At 61.2% G+C, this 16,733-nt stretch carries 16 protein-coding genes; 9 read left to right on the top strand and 7 right to left on the bottom strand.

Going from position 1 to position 16,733, the window contains the following annotated elements; all coding sequences use genetic code 11:
• Positions 1-118: 118 nt before the first annotated feature.
• The gene (locus tag NCHU2750_RS30620) at positions 119-286 is read right to left on the bottom strand and encodes a hypothetical protein (RefSeq protein WP_162939690.1); all 168 of its coding nucleotides are present in this window, start codon (positions 284-286) and stop codon (positions 119-121) included.
• Between the two features lie 154 nt (positions 287-440).
• On the opposite strand from NCHU2750_RS30620, the gene NCHU2750_RS20315 reads away from it, so the two are divergent.
• Positions 441-1,055: a TetR/AcrR family transcriptional regulator gene (locus NCHU2750_RS20315; RefSeq protein WP_119942582.1), complete on the top strand. Its 615-nt coding sequence runs from the start codon at positions 441-443 to the stop codon at positions 1,053-1,055.
• Between the two features lie 32 nt (positions 1,056-1,087).
• The gene (locus NCHU2750_RS20310) at positions 1,088-2,314 is read left to right on the top strand and encodes an MFS transporter (protein ID WP_119942580.1); all 1,227 of its coding nucleotides are present in this window, start codon (positions 1,088-1,090) and stop codon (positions 2,312-2,314) included.
• 23 nt (positions 2,315-2,337) lie between these two features.
• Here the strand turns inward: NCHU2750_RS20310 and NCHU2750_RS20305 are convergent, their stop codons facing one another.
• Positions 2,338-2,859: a GNAT family N-acetyltransferase gene (locus NCHU2750_RS20305; RefSeq protein ID WP_119942577.1), complete on the bottom strand. Its 522-nt coding sequence runs from the start codon at positions 2,857-2,859 to the stop codon at positions 2,338-2,340.
• Between the two features lie 21 nt (positions 2,860-2,880).
• Entirely contained in the window at positions 2,881-3,456 is a 576-nt protein-coding gene (locus tag NCHU2750_RS20300) for a helix-turn-helix domain-containing protein (protein ID WP_119942575.1), read from the bottom strand.
• A gap of 169 nt (positions 3,457-3,625) precedes the next feature.
• Here NCHU2750_RS20300 and NCHU2750_RS20295 point away from each other — a divergent pair, with 169 nt between their 5' ends.
• Together NCHU2750_RS20295 and lepA are read left to right on the top strand one after the other, a co-directional pair.
• Positions 3,626-4,936, top strand: a complete 1,311-nt coding sequence (locus tag NCHU2750_RS20295) for an MFS transporter (RefSeq protein WP_502703809.1) — start codon at positions 3,626-3,628, stop codon at positions 4,934-4,936.
• Positions 4,937-5,056: 120 nt separating this feature from the next.
• Positions 5,057-6,880 carry a translation elongation factor 4 gene (lepA, locus tag NCHU2750_RS20290; RefSeq protein ID WP_119942572.1) on the top strand — a complete coding sequence of 608 codons (1,824 nt, stop codon included), beginning with the start codon at positions 5,057-5,059 and terminating at the stop codon, positions 6,878-6,880.
• 53 nt (positions 6,881-6,933) lie between these two features.
• Here lepA and NCHU2750_RS20285 read toward each other — a convergent pair whose 3' ends face one another.
• Positions 6,934-7,491, bottom strand: coding sequence for a hypothetical protein (locus tag NCHU2750_RS20285; protein WP_119942570.1), 558 nt, complete (start codon positions 7,489-7,491; stop codon positions 6,934-6,936).
• Between the two features lie 573 nt (positions 7,492-8,064).
• On the opposite strand from NCHU2750_RS20285, the gene NCHU2750_RS20280 reads away from it, so the two are divergent.
• Positions 8,065-8,262: a hypothetical protein gene (locus NCHU2750_RS20280; protein WP_119942568.1), complete on the top strand. Its 198-nt coding sequence runs from the start codon at positions 8,065-8,067 to the stop codon at positions 8,260-8,262.
• A gap of 60 nt (positions 8,263-8,322) precedes the next feature.
• The gene (locus tag NCHU2750_RS20275) at positions 8,323-8,550 is read left to right on the top strand and encodes a DUF2188 domain-containing protein (protein WP_119942567.1); all 228 of its coding nucleotides are present in this window, start codon (positions 8,323-8,325) and stop codon (positions 8,548-8,550) included.
• A 178-nt stretch (positions 8,551-8,728) separates the two neighbouring features.
• Here the strand turns inward: NCHU2750_RS20275 and NCHU2750_RS20270 are convergent, their stop codons facing one another.
• Positions 8,729-9,292, bottom strand: a complete 564-nt coding sequence (locus NCHU2750_RS20270) for a hypothetical protein (protein ID WP_119943607.1) — start codon at positions 9,290-9,292, stop codon at positions 8,729-8,731.
• A 335-nt stretch (positions 9,293-9,627) separates the two neighbouring features.
• Between NCHU2750_RS20270 and NCHU2750_RS20265 the strand changes: the two genes are divergently transcribed.
• Positions 9,628-10,974, top strand: a complete 1,347-nt coding sequence (locus NCHU2750_RS20265) for an NAD(P)/FAD-dependent oxidoreductase (protein WP_119942565.1) — start codon at positions 9,628-9,630, stop codon at positions 10,972-10,974.
• Here NCHU2750_RS20265 and NCHU2750_RS20260 read toward each other — a convergent pair.
• Positions 10,971-11,849, bottom strand: a complete 879-nt coding sequence (locus NCHU2750_RS20260) for a LysR family transcriptional regulator (protein WP_119942563.1) — start codon at positions 11,847-11,849, stop codon at positions 10,971-10,973. The genes NCHU2750_RS20265 and NCHU2750_RS20260 overlap by 4 nt on opposite strands.
• A 98-nt stretch (positions 11,850-11,947) precedes the next feature.
• Between NCHU2750_RS20260 and NCHU2750_RS20255 the strand changes: the two genes are divergently transcribed.
• The gene (locus tag NCHU2750_RS20255) at positions 11,948-12,886 is read left to right on the top strand and encodes an AEC family transporter (RefSeq protein WP_119942561.1); all 939 of its coding nucleotides are present in this window, start codon (positions 11,948-11,950) and stop codon (positions 12,884-12,886) included.
• 655 nt (positions 12,887-13,541) lie between these two features.
• Positions 13,542-16,469: a PAS domain-containing protein gene (locus NCHU2750_RS20250; RefSeq protein ID WP_119943605.1), complete on the top strand. Its 2,928-nt coding sequence runs from the start codon at positions 13,542-13,544 to the stop codon at positions 16,467-16,469.
• 13 nt (positions 16,470-16,482) lie between these two features.
• Here the strand turns inward: NCHU2750_RS20250 and NCHU2750_RS20245 are convergent, their stop codons facing one another.
• Positions 16,483-16,725, bottom strand: a complete 243-nt coding sequence (locus NCHU2750_RS20245) for a hypothetical protein (RefSeq protein WP_119942559.1) — start codon at positions 16,723-16,725, stop codon at positions 16,483-16,485.
• Positions 16,726-16,733 lie beyond the last annotated feature (8 nt).

The following is a 16,733-nucleotide window of genomic DNA, read 5'->3' as shown; positions in this document are numbered from 1 at the left end:
TGCCGACAGGGTAACGCGGATTTTTGCTGGATCTGCGCCGCCATCGGCGCGGTAGTCGTTACATACGAAACGAGCCCCGCGCGCGGCGGGGCTCTCGAAAACTCACAAGCACAGGATGTCAGCTGCCGCTATTGGTGCGGTTGTTGCCGACATTGGCATTTGTCGACGACGTCTTGCCATCGGGGTTCTGGCCGTAATAGGTGCCACCGAGATGGCCGCCGGAACTGGTGTTTTCCACCTGTCGCTTGGCGCGCTTTACAGCTTCCTGTACGTCACTTTTGCTCATGTCTGTCCTCCAGCTTTGATGTTGGTGACAGTGGACCAACCCCTGACAATCGAAACCGTTCCGAGATTTCTGCATAGGCCCGGCATATCGCCCCTTGACCGAAGGGCGACCTTCGCCTATTTGGAAACAATCATTCCCTATTAGGCAAACCGCCATGAATACCGATGGTGCCATCATGACCCGCCCGGCCGGGCGCCCACGCGAGTTCGATATCAACGATGCGCTCGACAAGGCGATCACGGTGTTCAGCGAACAGGGCTATCACGGCACCTCGATTGCCGACCTCAGGGATGCAATGGGATTGACGGCCGGAAGTTTGTACAAGGCTTTCAAGGACAAGCATGCGATCTTCCTGGCGTCCTTCGACCGGTACAAACAGGTTCGCAACGCACTTCTGGATGAAGAACTGGCCAAGGCATCGGATGGGCGCGACGGCGTCTATCGGATGCTGGCGTTTTATGCCGAGGGTGCCCATGGCGAAGCGGGCCGCCGCGGATGCCTGGCAGTCGGCACGGCCGTGGAACTTGCAATCTTCGACGACGAGGCAGCGGTCAGGGTCGGGCGTTCGATGGATCGGTTCGAACATATATTCGAGGCATTGATCAGGCGGGGCCAGGAGGATGGCTCCGTCAGCCGGTCGATCGATGCGGGAGGAACGGCGCGGTTGCTGTTGAGCATCGTCCAGGGCCTCAGGGTCCTGGGCAAGACCAGCCCGAACCGCGAACAGACGTTTTCCGTTGTCGATGTAGCGATGAAGCTTCTCGACTGAGACCATTTTTGCATTCTTCAAGGACACCCAAGATGGACAGTTCCTCCGCGGCGATCAAGGCGCCGATAACCCATTCCCGCATGACGGCGGGCCTTACCTTCGTCATGGCCGCCGCGGCCGGCCTGATCGTCGCCAATCTCTATTATGCCCAGCCGCTTGCCGGCCCGATTGCGCAGGCGATCGGCTTGCCGCCGCACCTGACCGGCCTGATCGTCACGCTGACCCAGATCGGTTACGGGCTCGGCCTGCTGTTCATCGTGCCGCTCGGCGATCTCATCGAAAACCGCCGGCTGATCGTCACCATGATCGGGGCTGCCGCCGTCGCCATGCTGGCCGCCGGGCTTTCGACCGCCGCGATCCCCTTCCTCGTCGCCTCGCTCGCTGTCGGACTTGCCTCGACCGCAGTGCAGATGATCGTTCCCTTCGCCGCAGGGCTTGCGCCTGAGGAGCATCGCGGCCGGGTGGTCGGCAATGTGATGAGCGGCCTGATGATCGGCATCATGATGGCGCGGCCGGTTGCAAGCTTCGTTGCCGGGGCCACATCCTGGCACGTGATCTTCTACCTGTCGGCCGCCGTGATGGTGGCGCTCGTCTTCATCATGGCGACACAGCTGCCGAAGCGCGTGCCGCATACCAAGCTTTCCTATGGCGGACTGCTCGTCTCGCTCGGCACGCTTTACGCCACGCAGCCGGTGCTGCGCCGCCGCGCTTTTTACCAGTTCTGCCAGTTCGGTGCTTTCAGCCTGTTCTGGACGGTGACGCCGCTGGTTCTCGCTGGCCCCGCCTTCAATCTCAGCCAGGCCGGCATTGCGATCTTTGCTCTTGTGGGCGTTGCCGGCGCCGTCGCCTCGCCGATTGCCGGCCGCCTTGCCGACCGGGGTCTCAGCCGCCCGGCCACGGCCTTCGGCATCACTGCCGTGGGAGCCGCCTTCCTGATCACCCATATCGCTCCGGAAGGCTCGACGATTGCACTTATCCTCCTCGGTGCCGCCGCCGTGCTGCTCGATTTCGGCGTGTCGATGACGCTCGTCATCAGCCAGCGGGCAATCTATTCGCTCGGTGCGGACCTGCGCTCGCGGCTCAACGGCCTGTTCATGGCCACCTTCTTCGTCGGTGGTGCGCTGGGCTCGGCCATCGGTGCATGGGCATTTGCCGAAGGCGGCTGGATGCTGGCCTCGGTAATCGGCGTGGCACTTTCCGCCGTGGCGCTCACCTATTTCATCACCGAGCGCAAGCCGCATCAGCACAAGACTGCATAATCGACGCCAAGCAGGCGGGTCGGTCAGCCGATCCGCTTGTAGAAAAAGGTCGTGTCGCAAAACCCGCCTTCAGGCCACAGGGCATAATCGGGAATGACGCCGACACGGTGCCAGCCGAGGCGAGGATAGATCGCCTCGGCATCGCTGCCTGTCGCCGTGTCGAGGACGAGCAGCGTGCGGCCGCGGTGGGCGGCTTCCGTCTCGACTGCCTCGGCCAACCTGCGCGACAGGCCGAGGCCACGGGCCGAGCGATGGACGAGGAGTTTCATCAGGTCGCCGCGATGGGGCTGATTGGGCTTGGACGCAAGGCCGATCTGCGCCGTGCCGACCACCCTGCCCTCGACCTCCGCTACGGCAAGGATGATGCCGCCCCCTTCCACCGCATCGGCGATCTCATGCCAATAATCCACCGCGCCCTGCGGCTCGAAGGGCAGCATGAAGCCGACGGACGCGCCGCCATTGACGCAGTCGGACAGGACCTCGCAGAGATCCGGGATGGCGGCGCGGGCCTGCTGGCCGTCGAGAATACGGATGGTGGCGGTCATGCGGATTTTCCTGTTTTCATCTTATCGTCCCCGATTGAGGATCACCGCATAGCGGGCGGGCTGATCGGACGGGTTGTGGAAGTCGAAGGCGTCGCCGATATCCATGAACAGGCAGTCGCCGGGATGAAGTGCAAAGGTCTGTTGCGGAAGGATCATGTCGAGCCGTCCTTCGAACAGCCAGACATGCTGGGTGATCGCCCGACTTTCCTCGCGCGGCGGAAAGCTGACACGAGCGCCGGCGGGAAACTCCACCTCGACGATATCGACCGGTGTCGGCATGCCCGGCGGCGAGACGGAACGGCGCAGATAGCCGGTCGTCGGGTCGCGCCACAGCCTTTGCTCCGATTGCTTCAAGAACGGAGACGAGGATGGCTCTTCGGGCGCGAAGAAGGCTGACAGCGTCAGGCCGAGCCCTTCGCAGAGCCTTGCCAGAAGGGCCGCCGTCGGGCTTGCCTCGGCGCGCTCGATGCGCGAAATCATCGCCCGGCTGACGCCCGAGCGCTCCGACAGCTGATCGAGTGTCAGCGATGCGGCTGAACGCAGCATCTTCAGCCGCTCCCCAATCGCCAGTTCCAGTTCCGTATCCGTCTTTTCCATGATTTAAGAATTTCATTCTCTTATAGTGGAGTCAAGCGCCGATAATTCAGTTGGACGATCGGCCGGAAATTTCGACGCGGTGGCGTTTGTGCGATAGCTAACATGCGGTGCGATAGGCTATGGAGGCGCGGAAGCCGCGCGAACAGCACGCAGCCCCCGGAGATCTTGCATGACGGGTCAGACCAGTCAGCCGCCTGTTGAACCCCACGCGCAGTCGCATATGGCGGCATCGCCCTTCTCGATCGCCAGCATCATCATCTCGATGACGATTGCGGCGATCGGCAGCGGCATCATGGCAACCTATGTGCCTTTCGTGCTGACCCAGAGCGGCGAGGCTTGGGCGGCGCGCATGGCCGTGCCGGCGCTTGCCTTCGGCGGACTTGTCGGCTGCGTGCTGGCGGGGCCGCTGATCCGCCGGGTCGGCCATGCGCGCCTCTTTGCCTGCTCGATGGCGATGGTCATCATCGGCGCGGTGCTGGTGGCCGCCAATCTTCCGGCCGGATGGTGGATTCTCGCCCGCGCGATCTATGGCGCGGCATCCAACGTCAATTTCATCATCGCCCAGAGCTGGCTCAACCATGCGGCTTCCAACGAATGGCGCGGACGGGCGATGTCGTTCTTCTACATGGCCTTCGTGCTGGCGCTCGGCGGCGGTGCCTGGCTGTTCGGCCAGGTACCGGCGGGCAGCAATCTCGCGCCGCTGATCGTCGTCTTCGTCACCGCGCTGTCGATCCTGCCGATCGGGCTCACTCGCCTGCCCAACCCACCGGCGCCGGCAAGCGTCAGCGTCAATATCAAGATGGCCTGGAAGATCTCGCCCGTCGGCCTCGTCGGCGTGCTTGCCTCCGGCGGGCTTTCGATGGTGGTGCAGGGCTTTACCCCGATCTATGCGACGCTGAACGGCGTATCGCAGGGCGAGGTGGCGCTTTTGATGCTGGTGATGCAGACCGGGCTGTTGTTCGTGCAGTATCCGCTCGGCATCATTTCCGACCGGCTCGACCGCCGTGTCGTGCTTCTGTTCACCTGCTGCCTGATCGTGGTGGCCGGCATTGCGGCGCTGATGGTGTCGTTCTCGACCTTCGTGCTTCTGATGATCGTCTTCCTGGTCTTCGGCGGTTCTGTGGAAACCGTCTATTCGGTCGCCAATGCGCATGCCAATGACCGTGCAGATCCCGGCGATTTCGTGCCGCTCTCCTCGACATTGCTCGTCGCATGGTCGACGGCAGCGACGATCGTGCCGCTTGCGATCACCTTCCTCGCCCCGGAACTCGGCCAGCAGACCTTCATCTATGCGATCATTCTGGTTGCCATCGCCTATGGCGTCTATATCGTCTGGCGCCTGAAGGAACGTGGTCCGGCACCGGAAGACGAGCGCGATACGCATGGCGTTCGAAGCGCGCAGATGCCGAATGCGGCGATCATTACCGAACCGGGCGCCGCAGAAGCACAGGCGGAAGCAAAGGCGCAGGCCGGCAATTGACCAGCCGATGACGAAAGGAGGCACGACCCTGCCAATATCCAGGGTTGCCGTCACTTATCGTCAACAAAGCCTTATCTTTCCGCTTTGCGGCGGGGATTCGCACTGCTATATGCGCGAGCCATGAGCACCTCGTCCCGAACGCCCCTTGACCATATCCGCAACTTCTCGATCGTGGCCCATATCGACCACGGCAAGTCGACGCTCGCCGACCGGTTGATCCAGTCGACAGGCGGCCTTGCCGAGCGCGATATGTCGGAGCAGGTGCTGGACTCGATGGATATCGAGCGCGAGCGCGGCATTACCATCAAGGCCCAGACGGTTCGCCTGCATTACAAGGCGAATAATGGCGAGACCTATATTCTCAACCTGATCGACACGCCCGGCCATGTCGACTTCGCCTATGAAGTCTCGCGCTCGCTCAGCGCCTGCGAAGGTTCGCTGCTGGTCGTCGATGCGTCCCAGGGCGTCGAGGCGCAGACGCTTGCCAATGTCTATCAGGCGATCGACAACAACCACGAGATCGTCACCGTCCTCAACAAGATCGACCTTCCCGCCGCCGAACCGGACCGGATCAAGGAGCAGATCGAGGAAGTGATCGGCATCGATGCATCCCAGGCCGTGCTGATCTCGGCCAAGACCGGGCTAGGCATTCCCGATGTTCTCGAAGCCATCGTCCATCAATTGCCGGCGCCGAAGAGCGAAGCCGGCGAAAAAGGCCCGCTGAAGGCGCTGCTGGTCGACAGCTGGTACGATACCTATCTCGGCGTCATGGTTCTGGTGCGCATTCTCGATGGCGTGCTTTCCAAGGGCATGACCATCCGCATGATGGGTACGGACGCCAAATACCAGGTGGAACGCGTCGGCGTGCTGACGCCGAAAATGCTGGCCGTCGATTCACTCGGACCGGGCGAGATCGGCTTCTTCACCGGCTCGATCAAGGAAGTGGCCGATACCCGCGTCGGTGACACGATCACCGAAGACAAGCGACCGACGGCGAAGGCGCTGCCGGGCTTCAAGCCGGCCCAGCCGGTGGTGTTCTGCGGTCTCTTCCCGGTCGATGCCGCCGATTTCGAAGACCTGCGCGCGGCGATGGGCAAGTTGCGCCTCAACGATGCCTCGTTCTCCTTCGAGATGGAATCGTCTGCAGCCCTCGGTTTCGGTTTCCGTTGCGGCTTCCTCGGCCTGCTTCATCTGGAAATCATCCAGGAACGCCTTGAGCGCGAGTTCGACCTCGACCTGATCGCCACCGCGCCCTCGGTCGTCTACCAGTTGACGATGACTGATGGTTCGGAGCGCGAATTGCACAACCCGGCCGACATGCCGGACGTGGTGAAGATCGCCGAAATCCGCGAACCGTGGATCAAGGCCACCATCCTGACGCCGGACGATTATCTCGGCGGCATCCTGAAACTGTGCCAGGACCGTCGCGGCATCCAGACCGAGCTTACCTATGTCGGCAAGCGCGCCATGCTGAGCTATCAGCTGCCGCTCAACGAAGTGGTGTTCGATTTCTACGATCGCCTGAAGTCGATCTCCAAGGGCTATGCCTCGTTCGACTATCACCTCGATACCTATCGCGAGGGCAATCTCGTCAAGATGTCGATCATGGTCAATGGCGAGCCTGTCGATGCCCTGTCGATGCTGGTTCACCGCTCGGCGGCCGAAAAGCGCGGCCGCGACATGGTGGAAAAGCTGAAGGACCTGATCCCGCGGCACATGTTCAAGATCCCGATCCAGGCTGCAATCGGCGGCAACGTAATCGCCCGCGAGACCATTTCGGCGATGCGCAAGGACGTGACCGCCAAGTGCTACGGCGGCGATGCCACCCGCAAGCGCAAACTTCTGGAAAAGCAGAAGGAAGGCAAGAAGCGCATGCGCCAGTTCGGCAAGGTCGACATCCCGCAGGAAGCGTTCATCGCAGCCTTGAAGATGAAGGACGACTAAGGGCGGCAGCTTCCTGCAATCTATTTGCCTCGAGAGATATCCGCTTTTGGAGGCTAATCGCCAACAGCCATGGCACGAATGACATTGGCTATTTTTAGTGCCTCACCCTGAGTGAGGTCATATGGCAACCCTTGGACGTAAACCGTCAAGTCTGCCCGAATTGGTATTGGCAGGACGAGCGATGCAACAAGTGGCGGAGATGCAGACTCAAGAGCGGCATTTGGCGCGCGCATCGGGCTCCTATCTTTAGAGGCCTTGCCATCTGTTGCGCGCGTACGATCTTGTGCTTTGCGATTCAGGCTCGTGCTGGGCTTAAATGCCATCGGATTTTCTACGTAGCTGAGAAAATCATCAATGGCAGAGCGGACCCGGCTTTTGTAGGTCGTGAGGCTGTCTGCAGTATATTTCATACCATTGAGATTTTGGAAACGAAGCATAACTTCATCCAAATCAATGCTGGAGATATCTCCTGCCTCCTGTTCATCCAGAATCCCAAGAACGTTATTGGCGGCAGCTTTTCTTGCCGAGGCCGTAGTTTTGTTCATCAGCCCCTTTCGGGACAAGTAATCAATAAAGTCTAACAAAGCCGCTCGAGATTTTTGCCCAGCCATATTTCGCTCCTAATCAGCGTTCGCACTATCGCAAAAACCCACAAATCCGTCAACTATATCATTGATTGTCAAGCTTGACTCAAATCAAATCGAGATCATCTTGACTCAAGAAAACCCTTGAACATCATTCGACATCAAGTACACAACTATTTGTTTTAAAACATTATTTCAACTTCAAAGAATTAGAAAAAAGCCATGTCAATATGTTCATTACTTGACAATCAAGCTACCCATAAATGTCATTAACTATGTCTTGTGGCCGTCATAAGAACCGGACAACTTGACAGGATAGCAAGACTCGCCCAAGTATAAGGCAGGAAAGGAGTAGCGAATGAAGAGAAAAGATATAGCCGACCACACCACGAGCACCGTCGCGGTTGGCTGCAACAAAAAGGGCCACAGAACAGGAAGGCTGGCACCGACCTGCAATGTGACCCGTGGTGTCAGCGGACAAACCAAAATCCGTTGAACGGACGGCTGGGATGCCGATCTCTGAACCGTTTGCGTATTCAGAATCGCATTTCCCGGCCTCCGTTTCAAGAGGGTAACCATTTGAAACGAAAGGATCGTTTAATGAACGACAATTGTAAGCCGAGCCATACGTTGACTTTCGATGATGCCGTCGACATCTGGCTTCGCCACTGGAACGGTGAATTCCAGAACCGGATCGCGGCAAGCCTCGACGTCAATCCAGGTCGCGTGAACGAAGTTCTCAAGGAACGGAAGTTCATTGGCAGCCGCGAAATGGCGCTCAAGAGGCGAGCAGCCTGAAAACATGGAGGCCGGCACTAAAGTGCCGGCCTTTCTCTTTAACCGGAAAAGATTCTGAAGATGAACAACAAGCGTAACCAACATGTCGTTCCCCACGCCGACGGCTGGGCCGTCAAGGGCGCGGGCTCCGAACGAGCCACTAAGGTTGTCGATACCCAACGCGAGGCAATCAACATTGCAAAAGGCATCGCCCAGAAACAGGGTACGGAAATGCTGATCCACGGAGAAAACGGTCGTATTCGCGAGCGCAACTCCTACGGCAACGATCCCTATCCGCCGAAAGGCTGAATAGGGGGTATGGCAGTCGCTTGCGCGGCTGCCGCTTGCTCGATCCATTTTGTGGCTGCGGAGACCTACAACTGAAACGTTAGGGATAGATGCACCTACCCGGAACGACCACAGCTTCAAACCCTATTGCAAACGCCGCCCCAACGGGCGGCGTTTTACTATGCGGGGGAGACGGAGCTTACTCGGCCGTAGCTTTGACTGCCGCTCTGGCGCGGGCCTTGCGGGCGATGCTTTCGGCGAAAAGCGGGGTTTCGCGGTGGTTATGATCGCCACCGGCGGCCTGGCGGGCGGCGGCGGCCTGTTCGAAGGTCTGGCCGTGCTTTTCGATGAAGGCCATGAAGGCATCGGTCGGGTGGCAGGTGACGCGGTTGGTATAGCGGGTGCGGTTGCCGTCGATCGCCTCGGCGATCAGTTCCCAGATGACATTGACCTGGGTGCGCTCACCCGTCGGGGTGAAGACGTCGGAGATCGAGTTCATCCGGCAATAGAAGGGGGTCGCTTCTTCCGCAACATAGTGCTGGACGACGAGGCCGGTGCCGATCATCTCGACATTGATCGACATGCGGCGGCCATCGTCGGTGAAGGTGGCGCCCGCAGCGATATGGTCGGGCGGGCAGCAGCGCTGGTATTCCGCTTCCGGAAGATTGAACAGCCAGTCGGCGATATCGATCGCTTCCAGCGGAATGTCGATCTCGTGCGAATAAGCGGACTGGGAAAGAAGCTTGTCGTTCAGAACCTTCATTGTCTTGTCCTTCAATGGTGCGGCTTCCGGATCGGCCTTGCCTGAGCTCTTCGGGAGGAGAAGGGCAAGGCCGACCGGCGAGGGATTGCGTGAACAGGGCGTCTGCCCCGTTCGCAGACAAAGGTCTCACCTGCCGGGCTGGGACTCAATTATACGAAGGGGAAGCTGCCCTATCCGTACGTATAGCCGCCCCGTTCCGCGGTATGACGGCCGGGCGCAAAGGACGATCTAACGTCTTGATTCTATGCATCGCGCTTTGCGAAAATCGATTCCGATTTTCAGGCCGATGCTGTAGGACTGGGTGCATCCCCATCCCGCCAGCCAGGACGCAAGCCGTGCCGAATTTTCCGTTTTCCGAAGCCGATCCCGTCCAGTTTGCAGGGCCGCTGCCGAAGCGTGCCGATGTGGTGATTATCGGTGGCGGGGTGATCGGGGTCACGACAGCGCTTTATCTCGCCGAAAAGGGCGTTGCCGTCGTTCTCGTCGAAAAGGGGCGGGTTGCGGCGGAGCAGTCCTCGCGCAACTGGGGCTGGATCCGCCAGCAGGGGCGCGATGCGGACGAGTTGCCGATCGTCGTCGAGGCCTGCCGGCTGTGGAGACAGCTTGCGGCGGAATGCGGCAAGGATATCGGCCTTCAGCAGACCGGCGTGACCTATCTCGCCAATGCAGCGAAGGACATGGCCGGCTACGACGAATTCATGAAGATCGCGGGCCGGCATGGCGTCGATACGCGCCTCCTGAGTGCCAAGGAAACGGCGGATCTCATTCCCGGCATGTCGCGCGCTTTCCATGGCGCGATGACGACGCCATCCGACATGCGGGCAGAGCCTTGGCTGGCGGTTCCGGCGCTGGCAAGGCTTGCGGCGCGCAAGGGTGCGGTGATCGTGGAAAACTGCGCGGCGCGGGTTCTCGACATGTCGGGAGGCCGGATCAGCGGCGTGTGGACCGAAGCGGGCCTGATCGAGACGTCCAGCGTGCTCGTCGCAGGCGGCGCATGGTCGTCATTGTTTTTGCGCCGGCATGGTGTTTCCATTCCGCAGTTGAGCGTGCGCTCGACGGTTGCCGCCACCGAACCGATGCCGGAGGTGCATGCCGGTGCTGCGGTTGACGATCATATCGCCTTCCGGCGCCGGCAGGATGGCGGCTATACGCTGGCGCCCGGCGGCACCAGCGCGCTCTATGTCGGGCCGGATGCGTTTCGCCACGCGATCAAATATCTGCCGGCGCTGTTGGACAATCCATTCGGGCTCGGCTACATGCCCGCCGCGCCGTGGGGCTATCCGGATGCGTGGTCGACGCCACGGAGCTGGACGGCAGAGGAGCAGAGCCCGTTCGAACGGATGCGCGTTCTGAACCCCGCCGCGTCGCAAAAGGGGCTGCGCTTGGTGGAGCGCGAATTTGCCCGGCTTTTCCCGAATGTCGGTCCGGTTCGCCTGAAGAAGACCTGGGCCGGCATGATCGATGCGATGCCGGATGTCGTTCCGGTGATCGACCGGGTGCCCGCAGTCGACGGCCTCTACGTCGCCACCGGCATGAGCGGCCATGGGTTCGGCATCGGCCCCGGGGTCGGCCGTGTCATGGCAGATCTCATCCAGGGCAATGCGGTGGGACACAATCTCAAGCGCTTCCGGTTTTCACGCTTCTCGGATGGCAGTCCGATCAGGCTTGGCCCAGCGCTTTAGAAAGACAGGCGGCCCGCCACGTCGAACAGCCGTTCAACGGCCGGGTTTTTGGAGGCGGTGCGCGCACAAAGCACGATATCGAATTCGGGCGGATCGATCAGGGGGCGGGAGACGACGCCTTCGCCGAGATCGCTGCAGAGCGATTGTGGGATGAGGCCGACGCCGAGGCCCTCGCCCACCAGCCGGATGATGGTGTGCTGCAGGCGCGGTTCGAGCGCGAAATGCGGAACGATGCCGCCCGCCGCGCAATAGGCACCGATCGCAAGGCGCAGGGTCGGGACGATGGAAGCCGGGGCGGCGATCAGCCTTTCTCCCGCAAGCGCCTGCGGGCCCACGTCTTCAGCCGCAGCCAACGGATGCCCGGCATGGACGATGAGGCGCAACCGGTCACGGGCGAGCAATTGCGTCTGCAGATGCGGCGCCGTCGGGTTGCCGAGGGTGACCGCGGCATCGAGCCGCCCCTCCACCAGCAATTCGTCGATATCGATCGGCAGGCGTTCCTCAAGGGTCAGCCGCACGTCCGGCACGGCGTCGGAAAAGAGCCGCACCAGTTTCGGCACGATCACCTGCGCCGCATACATGGTGAAACCCAGTTTCAGCTCGCCCTTAACGCCGCTCGCCACAAGCTGCGCGTCGCGGCAGGCTGCTTCGAATGCAGAGAGGACCGCGCGGCAATCACCGAGAAAATGCTTTCCCGCGGCCGTCAGCGCGACGCTGCGCGAATTCCTTTCGAACAGGCGGACACCCAGCGTCTTCTCGATCGCAGCGATCTGCCTGCTGAAGGGCGGCTGGCTCATGTTCATGCGCGCCGCAGCCTGGCCAAAATGCAGGGTCTCGGCCAGAGCGACGAAATAGCGCATGTGGCGGGTGTCCATTCGATACCTCAGGAGTATTGATGATGCATTGAAATGATATTGGATTATATCGATCATCCGGGCTAGGCAACGGGCATCGCCAATTCGAGCTTTCCGACATGCTGACCAACCTGCTGATCGTCCTGCCCATCTTCGCCCTTATTCTTGCCGGCTGGATCGCCCGAAAGAGCGGTGCGCTCGGGCCCAATGCCACGCGGGAGGTCAACAGGCTGGTCGTCTATCTAGCGCTGCCGGCACTGCTGTTCGACATCATGGCGAAAGCGAAGGTCGAGCAGATCTGGCAGCCGGGCTTCATCGTTGCCTTCAGCGCCGGCTGTGCAATCATCTTTGCCGGCACGATCTTCTGGCGGCTGGCGAAGGGCCGGCATCTGGCGGATGCCGCCATCGATGCGCTGAATGCCAGCTACGCCAATACCGGCTTTGTCGGCTTTCCACTCGTGCTATCACTCATCGGCGAGAGCGGCATGGCGCCGACGCTGATTGCCTCCATCATCACCGTCTGCGTGCTGTTTGCGGTCGCCATCATCCTGATCGAGGCTGGGCTTCAATCCGAGACCCGGCGCCGTGACATCGTGTTCAAGACCCTTGTTTCGCTCTGCAAGAACCCGCTGCTGGTGTCGCCCGTTCTCGGCGCAGTCTTCATGCTGTCGGGCCTGCCCCTGCCGGCGCCCGTCGATTCCTTCCTGAAGCTGCTGTCGGGCGCGGCGTCGCCCTGCGCGCTGATTGCGCTCGGCCTGTTCCTTGCCGGACCACAGGCAGCCACAGCCGCAAGCCGGGTTTCCACGACAGGCATTCTCGTCGGGCTGAAGCTCGTGGCACAGCCGATCGTGACATGGATCGTCGCCGGCCCAATGCTCGGCCTTGCGCCGCTATCCGTGCATACGGTCGTGCTGCTTGCCGCGCTGCCGACCGGCACCGGGCCTTTCATGCTGGCGGAATTCTACGGCAGGGAAGCGAGCCTGACGGGCCGCGTGGTGCTGATCACCACCATCCTGTCAGTGCTGACAATCTCGGCCTATCTCATCGTCGCACGGTGATGCAGCGGCCTGAAGGCCGCGCGGAAAAAATTTCGCCGATCTTCATCCCCACCCCCAAAACCCGTGCCTACAATCATGCCGTTCCGTCGCGGATACACCGGCAGTCGTGCCGGCGAGGCGGGATCGGTTCCGGGGGTGAAGGAAGGACGTAAGTCTTCATCACCGGGGTCCGCGGAAAATGATCTCCCTCCGGCGACACGGGGAGAGGCGGCGAGGTACGGACCGGCCTGTCGTCCCTTGATGCCCGAATAGCGCGCCGGGCGTGCCTGTGCGGCACACAGGGTGGCTTTGAAGGATGGTTTCGCAGGGCTTTGACAGTCCGTCCGTTTCAGACGGAGGGCCCGGCGGCGAAAGATCATCCCGAACAAGCCAAGGCAGAGAGACCGGAGTCGCGGATAAAAACTGCCGAACGGGGCGCTGAGAGGTGTCACTTTACTTTATTTATGCGAGGCAGCTTTCAGCGCCCCGTCCGAACTGCAAATGCCCCAGATCGCCAAGGGATCAGTGTGCCTTCCCGCCAGTCCGTCAGGCAGTTTTTCACCATGACCGTACAGTTCCTTGCCAATCGCGCAATTCCGCTTGAAACCCATTGGAAAACAAGGCCGCTGCTCCATATACTGCGCGCTTGTCTCATTCCCATGCATTCGGTGACTTCATGAACAATCAGGTCGTATCCGCCCTTTGGCCTATTGGCGGAGGCGAAGCCGGTGCGCTCGTCCGTTCGTTCGACTGGTCGAAGACCTCACTCGGGCCGATATCGCAATGGCCGCAACACCTGAGGGTCAAGGTCAATTCGATCGTCAATTCGCCCATTCCGCAGGTGCTGATGTGGGGCGATGACCATGTGATGATCTATAATGACGGCTATATCGAGATCGCCGGCAATTATCATCCGCGTGCGCTTGGCGAAACGGTTCCCGGCATTTGGCCGGAGATCTGGGAGTGGAACAGCAAGATACTCGCCGCCGGCTTTCGCGGAGAGGTGCAGTCGTTCCGCGACCAGCCGATGACGCTCAACCGCAACGGCGCGCCGGAGGAAGTCATCTTCGACCTGTTCTACACGCCGATCTACGCGGAGAGCGGCAAGGTGGACGGCGTGCTGTGCACCGTGCTCGAGAATACCGAGAAGGTGAAGGCGGTGGCCGATCTTGCCGAGAGCCGCGAGGAACTGGACCGGCTGACCAATGCCTTGCCGATCCTGGTCGGCTTTCTCGACCGCGATCACGTCTATCGCTTTGCCAATGAGGGCTATATCGAATGGTTCGGGCTTTCCGGTAGCGAGGTGCTCGGCAGGACGGCATCGGAGGTGATCGGAGAAAGGAATTACCGAGTCCGCAAGCCGATGATCGACGAGGCCATGGCGGGCGATACGGTCGTCACCGATACGCTGATCCGACGCCCCGACGGCACCGAGCGGATGGCGGAAGTGCGCTATGTGCCACGCCGAACCGCAAGGGGCGAAATCGACGGCATCTACGTGCTGATCATCGATATCGACGATCGCAAGCAGACGGAAAACGCGCTTCGGCGCAGCAATGGCCGGTTCAGGGCGGCGGTCAACGCCATCCATGGCGTGTTGTGGACGAATACCGCCGACGGCAGGATGCTGGGCCAGCAGCCGGGCTGGGCTTCCCTGACGGGGCAATCCGAGGAGGAATATCGGGGATACGGCTGGTCGGACGCCGTCCATCCCGATGATCGGGCCGGATCGGTTGCCAGCTGGCAGACGGCCGTCGCCGCCAAGACGACCTATATCTGGGAACACCGGGTGCGACGGCATGACGGGATCTACCGGACATTTGCGATCCGGGCCGTGCCGATCCTCGATGCCGATGGCGAGATCGAGGAATGGGTCGGCGTGCATACGGACATTACCGACCAGCGGGCGGCAGAGGCCAGCCTGCAGGAACATGCCAGCAATCTGGAGCGGCAGGTGCGCCACCGGCTGCGGGCGGAAGAGCAGCTCAAGCAGCTGAACGAGAGCCTCGAGGCGCGCGTCGAGGCCGAGATCGCCGAAAGGCGCCAGGCCGAGCGGGCGCTGCAGCAGGCGCAGAAGATGGAATCGATCGGACAACTGACCGGCGGCGTTGCGCATGATTTCAACAATCTCTTGCAGGTCGTGTCCGGCAATCTCCAGCTTCTCGCCAGGGATATTGCAGGCAACGAACAGGCCGAACGGCGGGTTGCCAATGCGCTGGCCGGGGTCAGCCGCGGCGCCAAGCTTGCCAGTCAGTTGCTTGCCTTCGGCAGACGGCAGGCGCTTGAACCGCGGGTGATCAATATCGGCCGGTTCATCGGCGGCATGGACGACCTGCTGCGGCGCTCGCTGGGGGAAGCGGTCGAGGTGGAGGTGATCGCCAGCGGCGGGCTTTGGAATACCTATGCCGACCCGACCCAGGTGGAAAACGCCCTGCTCAACCTTGCCATCAATGCACGCGACGCGATGGAGGGCTATGGCAAGCTGACGATCGAGGTCGGCAATGCCTTTCTCGACCAGGACTATGCACGCGGCCATGCCGAGGTTGCGGCCGGGCAATATGTGATGCTCGCGGTGACCGATACCGGATCGGGCATGACGGCGGAGGTGCTGGAAAAAGTGTTCGAGCCATTCTTCTCGACCAAGCCGGAAGGCAAGGGCACCGGGCTCGGGCTTTCGATGGTCTATGGCTTCGTCAAACAATCGGGCGGCCATGTGAAGATCTACAGCGAAATCGGTCAGGGCACGACGGTCAAGGTCTATCTGCCGCGCTCGGTGGCGGATGAAGACCGCGAGGTCGTGGTCCATGGTGGCCCGGTCGTCGGGGGAAGCGAGACCGTGCTTGTCGTCGAGGACGACGAAGAGGTGCGCAACACCGTCATCGAGACGCTGGCCGATCTCGGTTATCGGGTTCTGTCGGCGAAGGATGCGCAGGCGGGTCTCAACGTTGTCGAAAGCGGCATACCGATCGACGTGATCTTCACCGATGTCGTCATGCCCGGACCGCTAAAGAGCCGGGAGATGGCGCGGCGCGCCAAGGAGCGACTGCCCAATCTCGCGGTGCTGTTCACCTCCGGCTATACCGAAAATTCGATCGTTCACGGCGGCATTCTCGATGTCGGCGTCGAGCTTCTCTCCAAGCCCTATACACGCGAGGCGCTGGCACGGCGCATGCGCCATGTGATCGCCAACCAGAAGCAGCTTGAAGAGGTTGCAGGCCGGCAGACCGCTCAGCCCGATGCCACGGCAACTGAGGTCCGGCGGATGACGATCCTGCTGGTCGAGGACGACTTTCTCATCCGCTCCAACACGGCCGATATCCTGGCGGAACTCGGGCATGACGTGATTGAGGCCGGCAACGGCAGGGAAGCGCTTTCCGAACTCGCCAATGCCTCGATCGACGTCCTGCTGACGGATATCGGGCTGCCCGACATCGGCGGTGAGGAACTAGCGCAGCGTGCAGTGGTGATCAAGCCCGGCCTTGCCGTCATATTCGCGACCGGCGAAAGCCGACTGCCGGAGGGAGCCCCTGCCGGGGCAAGGCTCTTGAGCAAACCCTATGACGAGCGGGACATAATGGCGGCGCTGCAGGCACTTGGCCGGTAGGGCTGCCGCTTTATCAATGCGGTGTCGGGTGCGGCAGATCGGCTGTGGTGATCCAGACCCGCCCGTCAAAGGCTATTTCACCGTGGTCGAGCTTGCGCGCCGCGATCGTCTCGATGAGCCGAAGCTTGGAGCGAACGTTGCCGATCCGGCTGTCATTCAGCACGCAGATTGCATGGCAGGCGGCATCCTCCTGCATCAAAAGCAGCGTATGATGCGCCTTGTCGAGAATTTTTCCGGGCAGCGTCACAAGTGTCATGTGCTTCT

Origin of the sequence: Neorhizobium sp. NCHU2750, from assembly GCF_003597675.1 — a bacterium.
Lineage (GTDB): Bacteria > Pseudomonadota > Alphaproteobacteria > Rhizobiales > Rhizobiaceae > Neorhizobium.
This window is presented reverse-complemented; position numbering and strand designations above follow the sequence as displayed.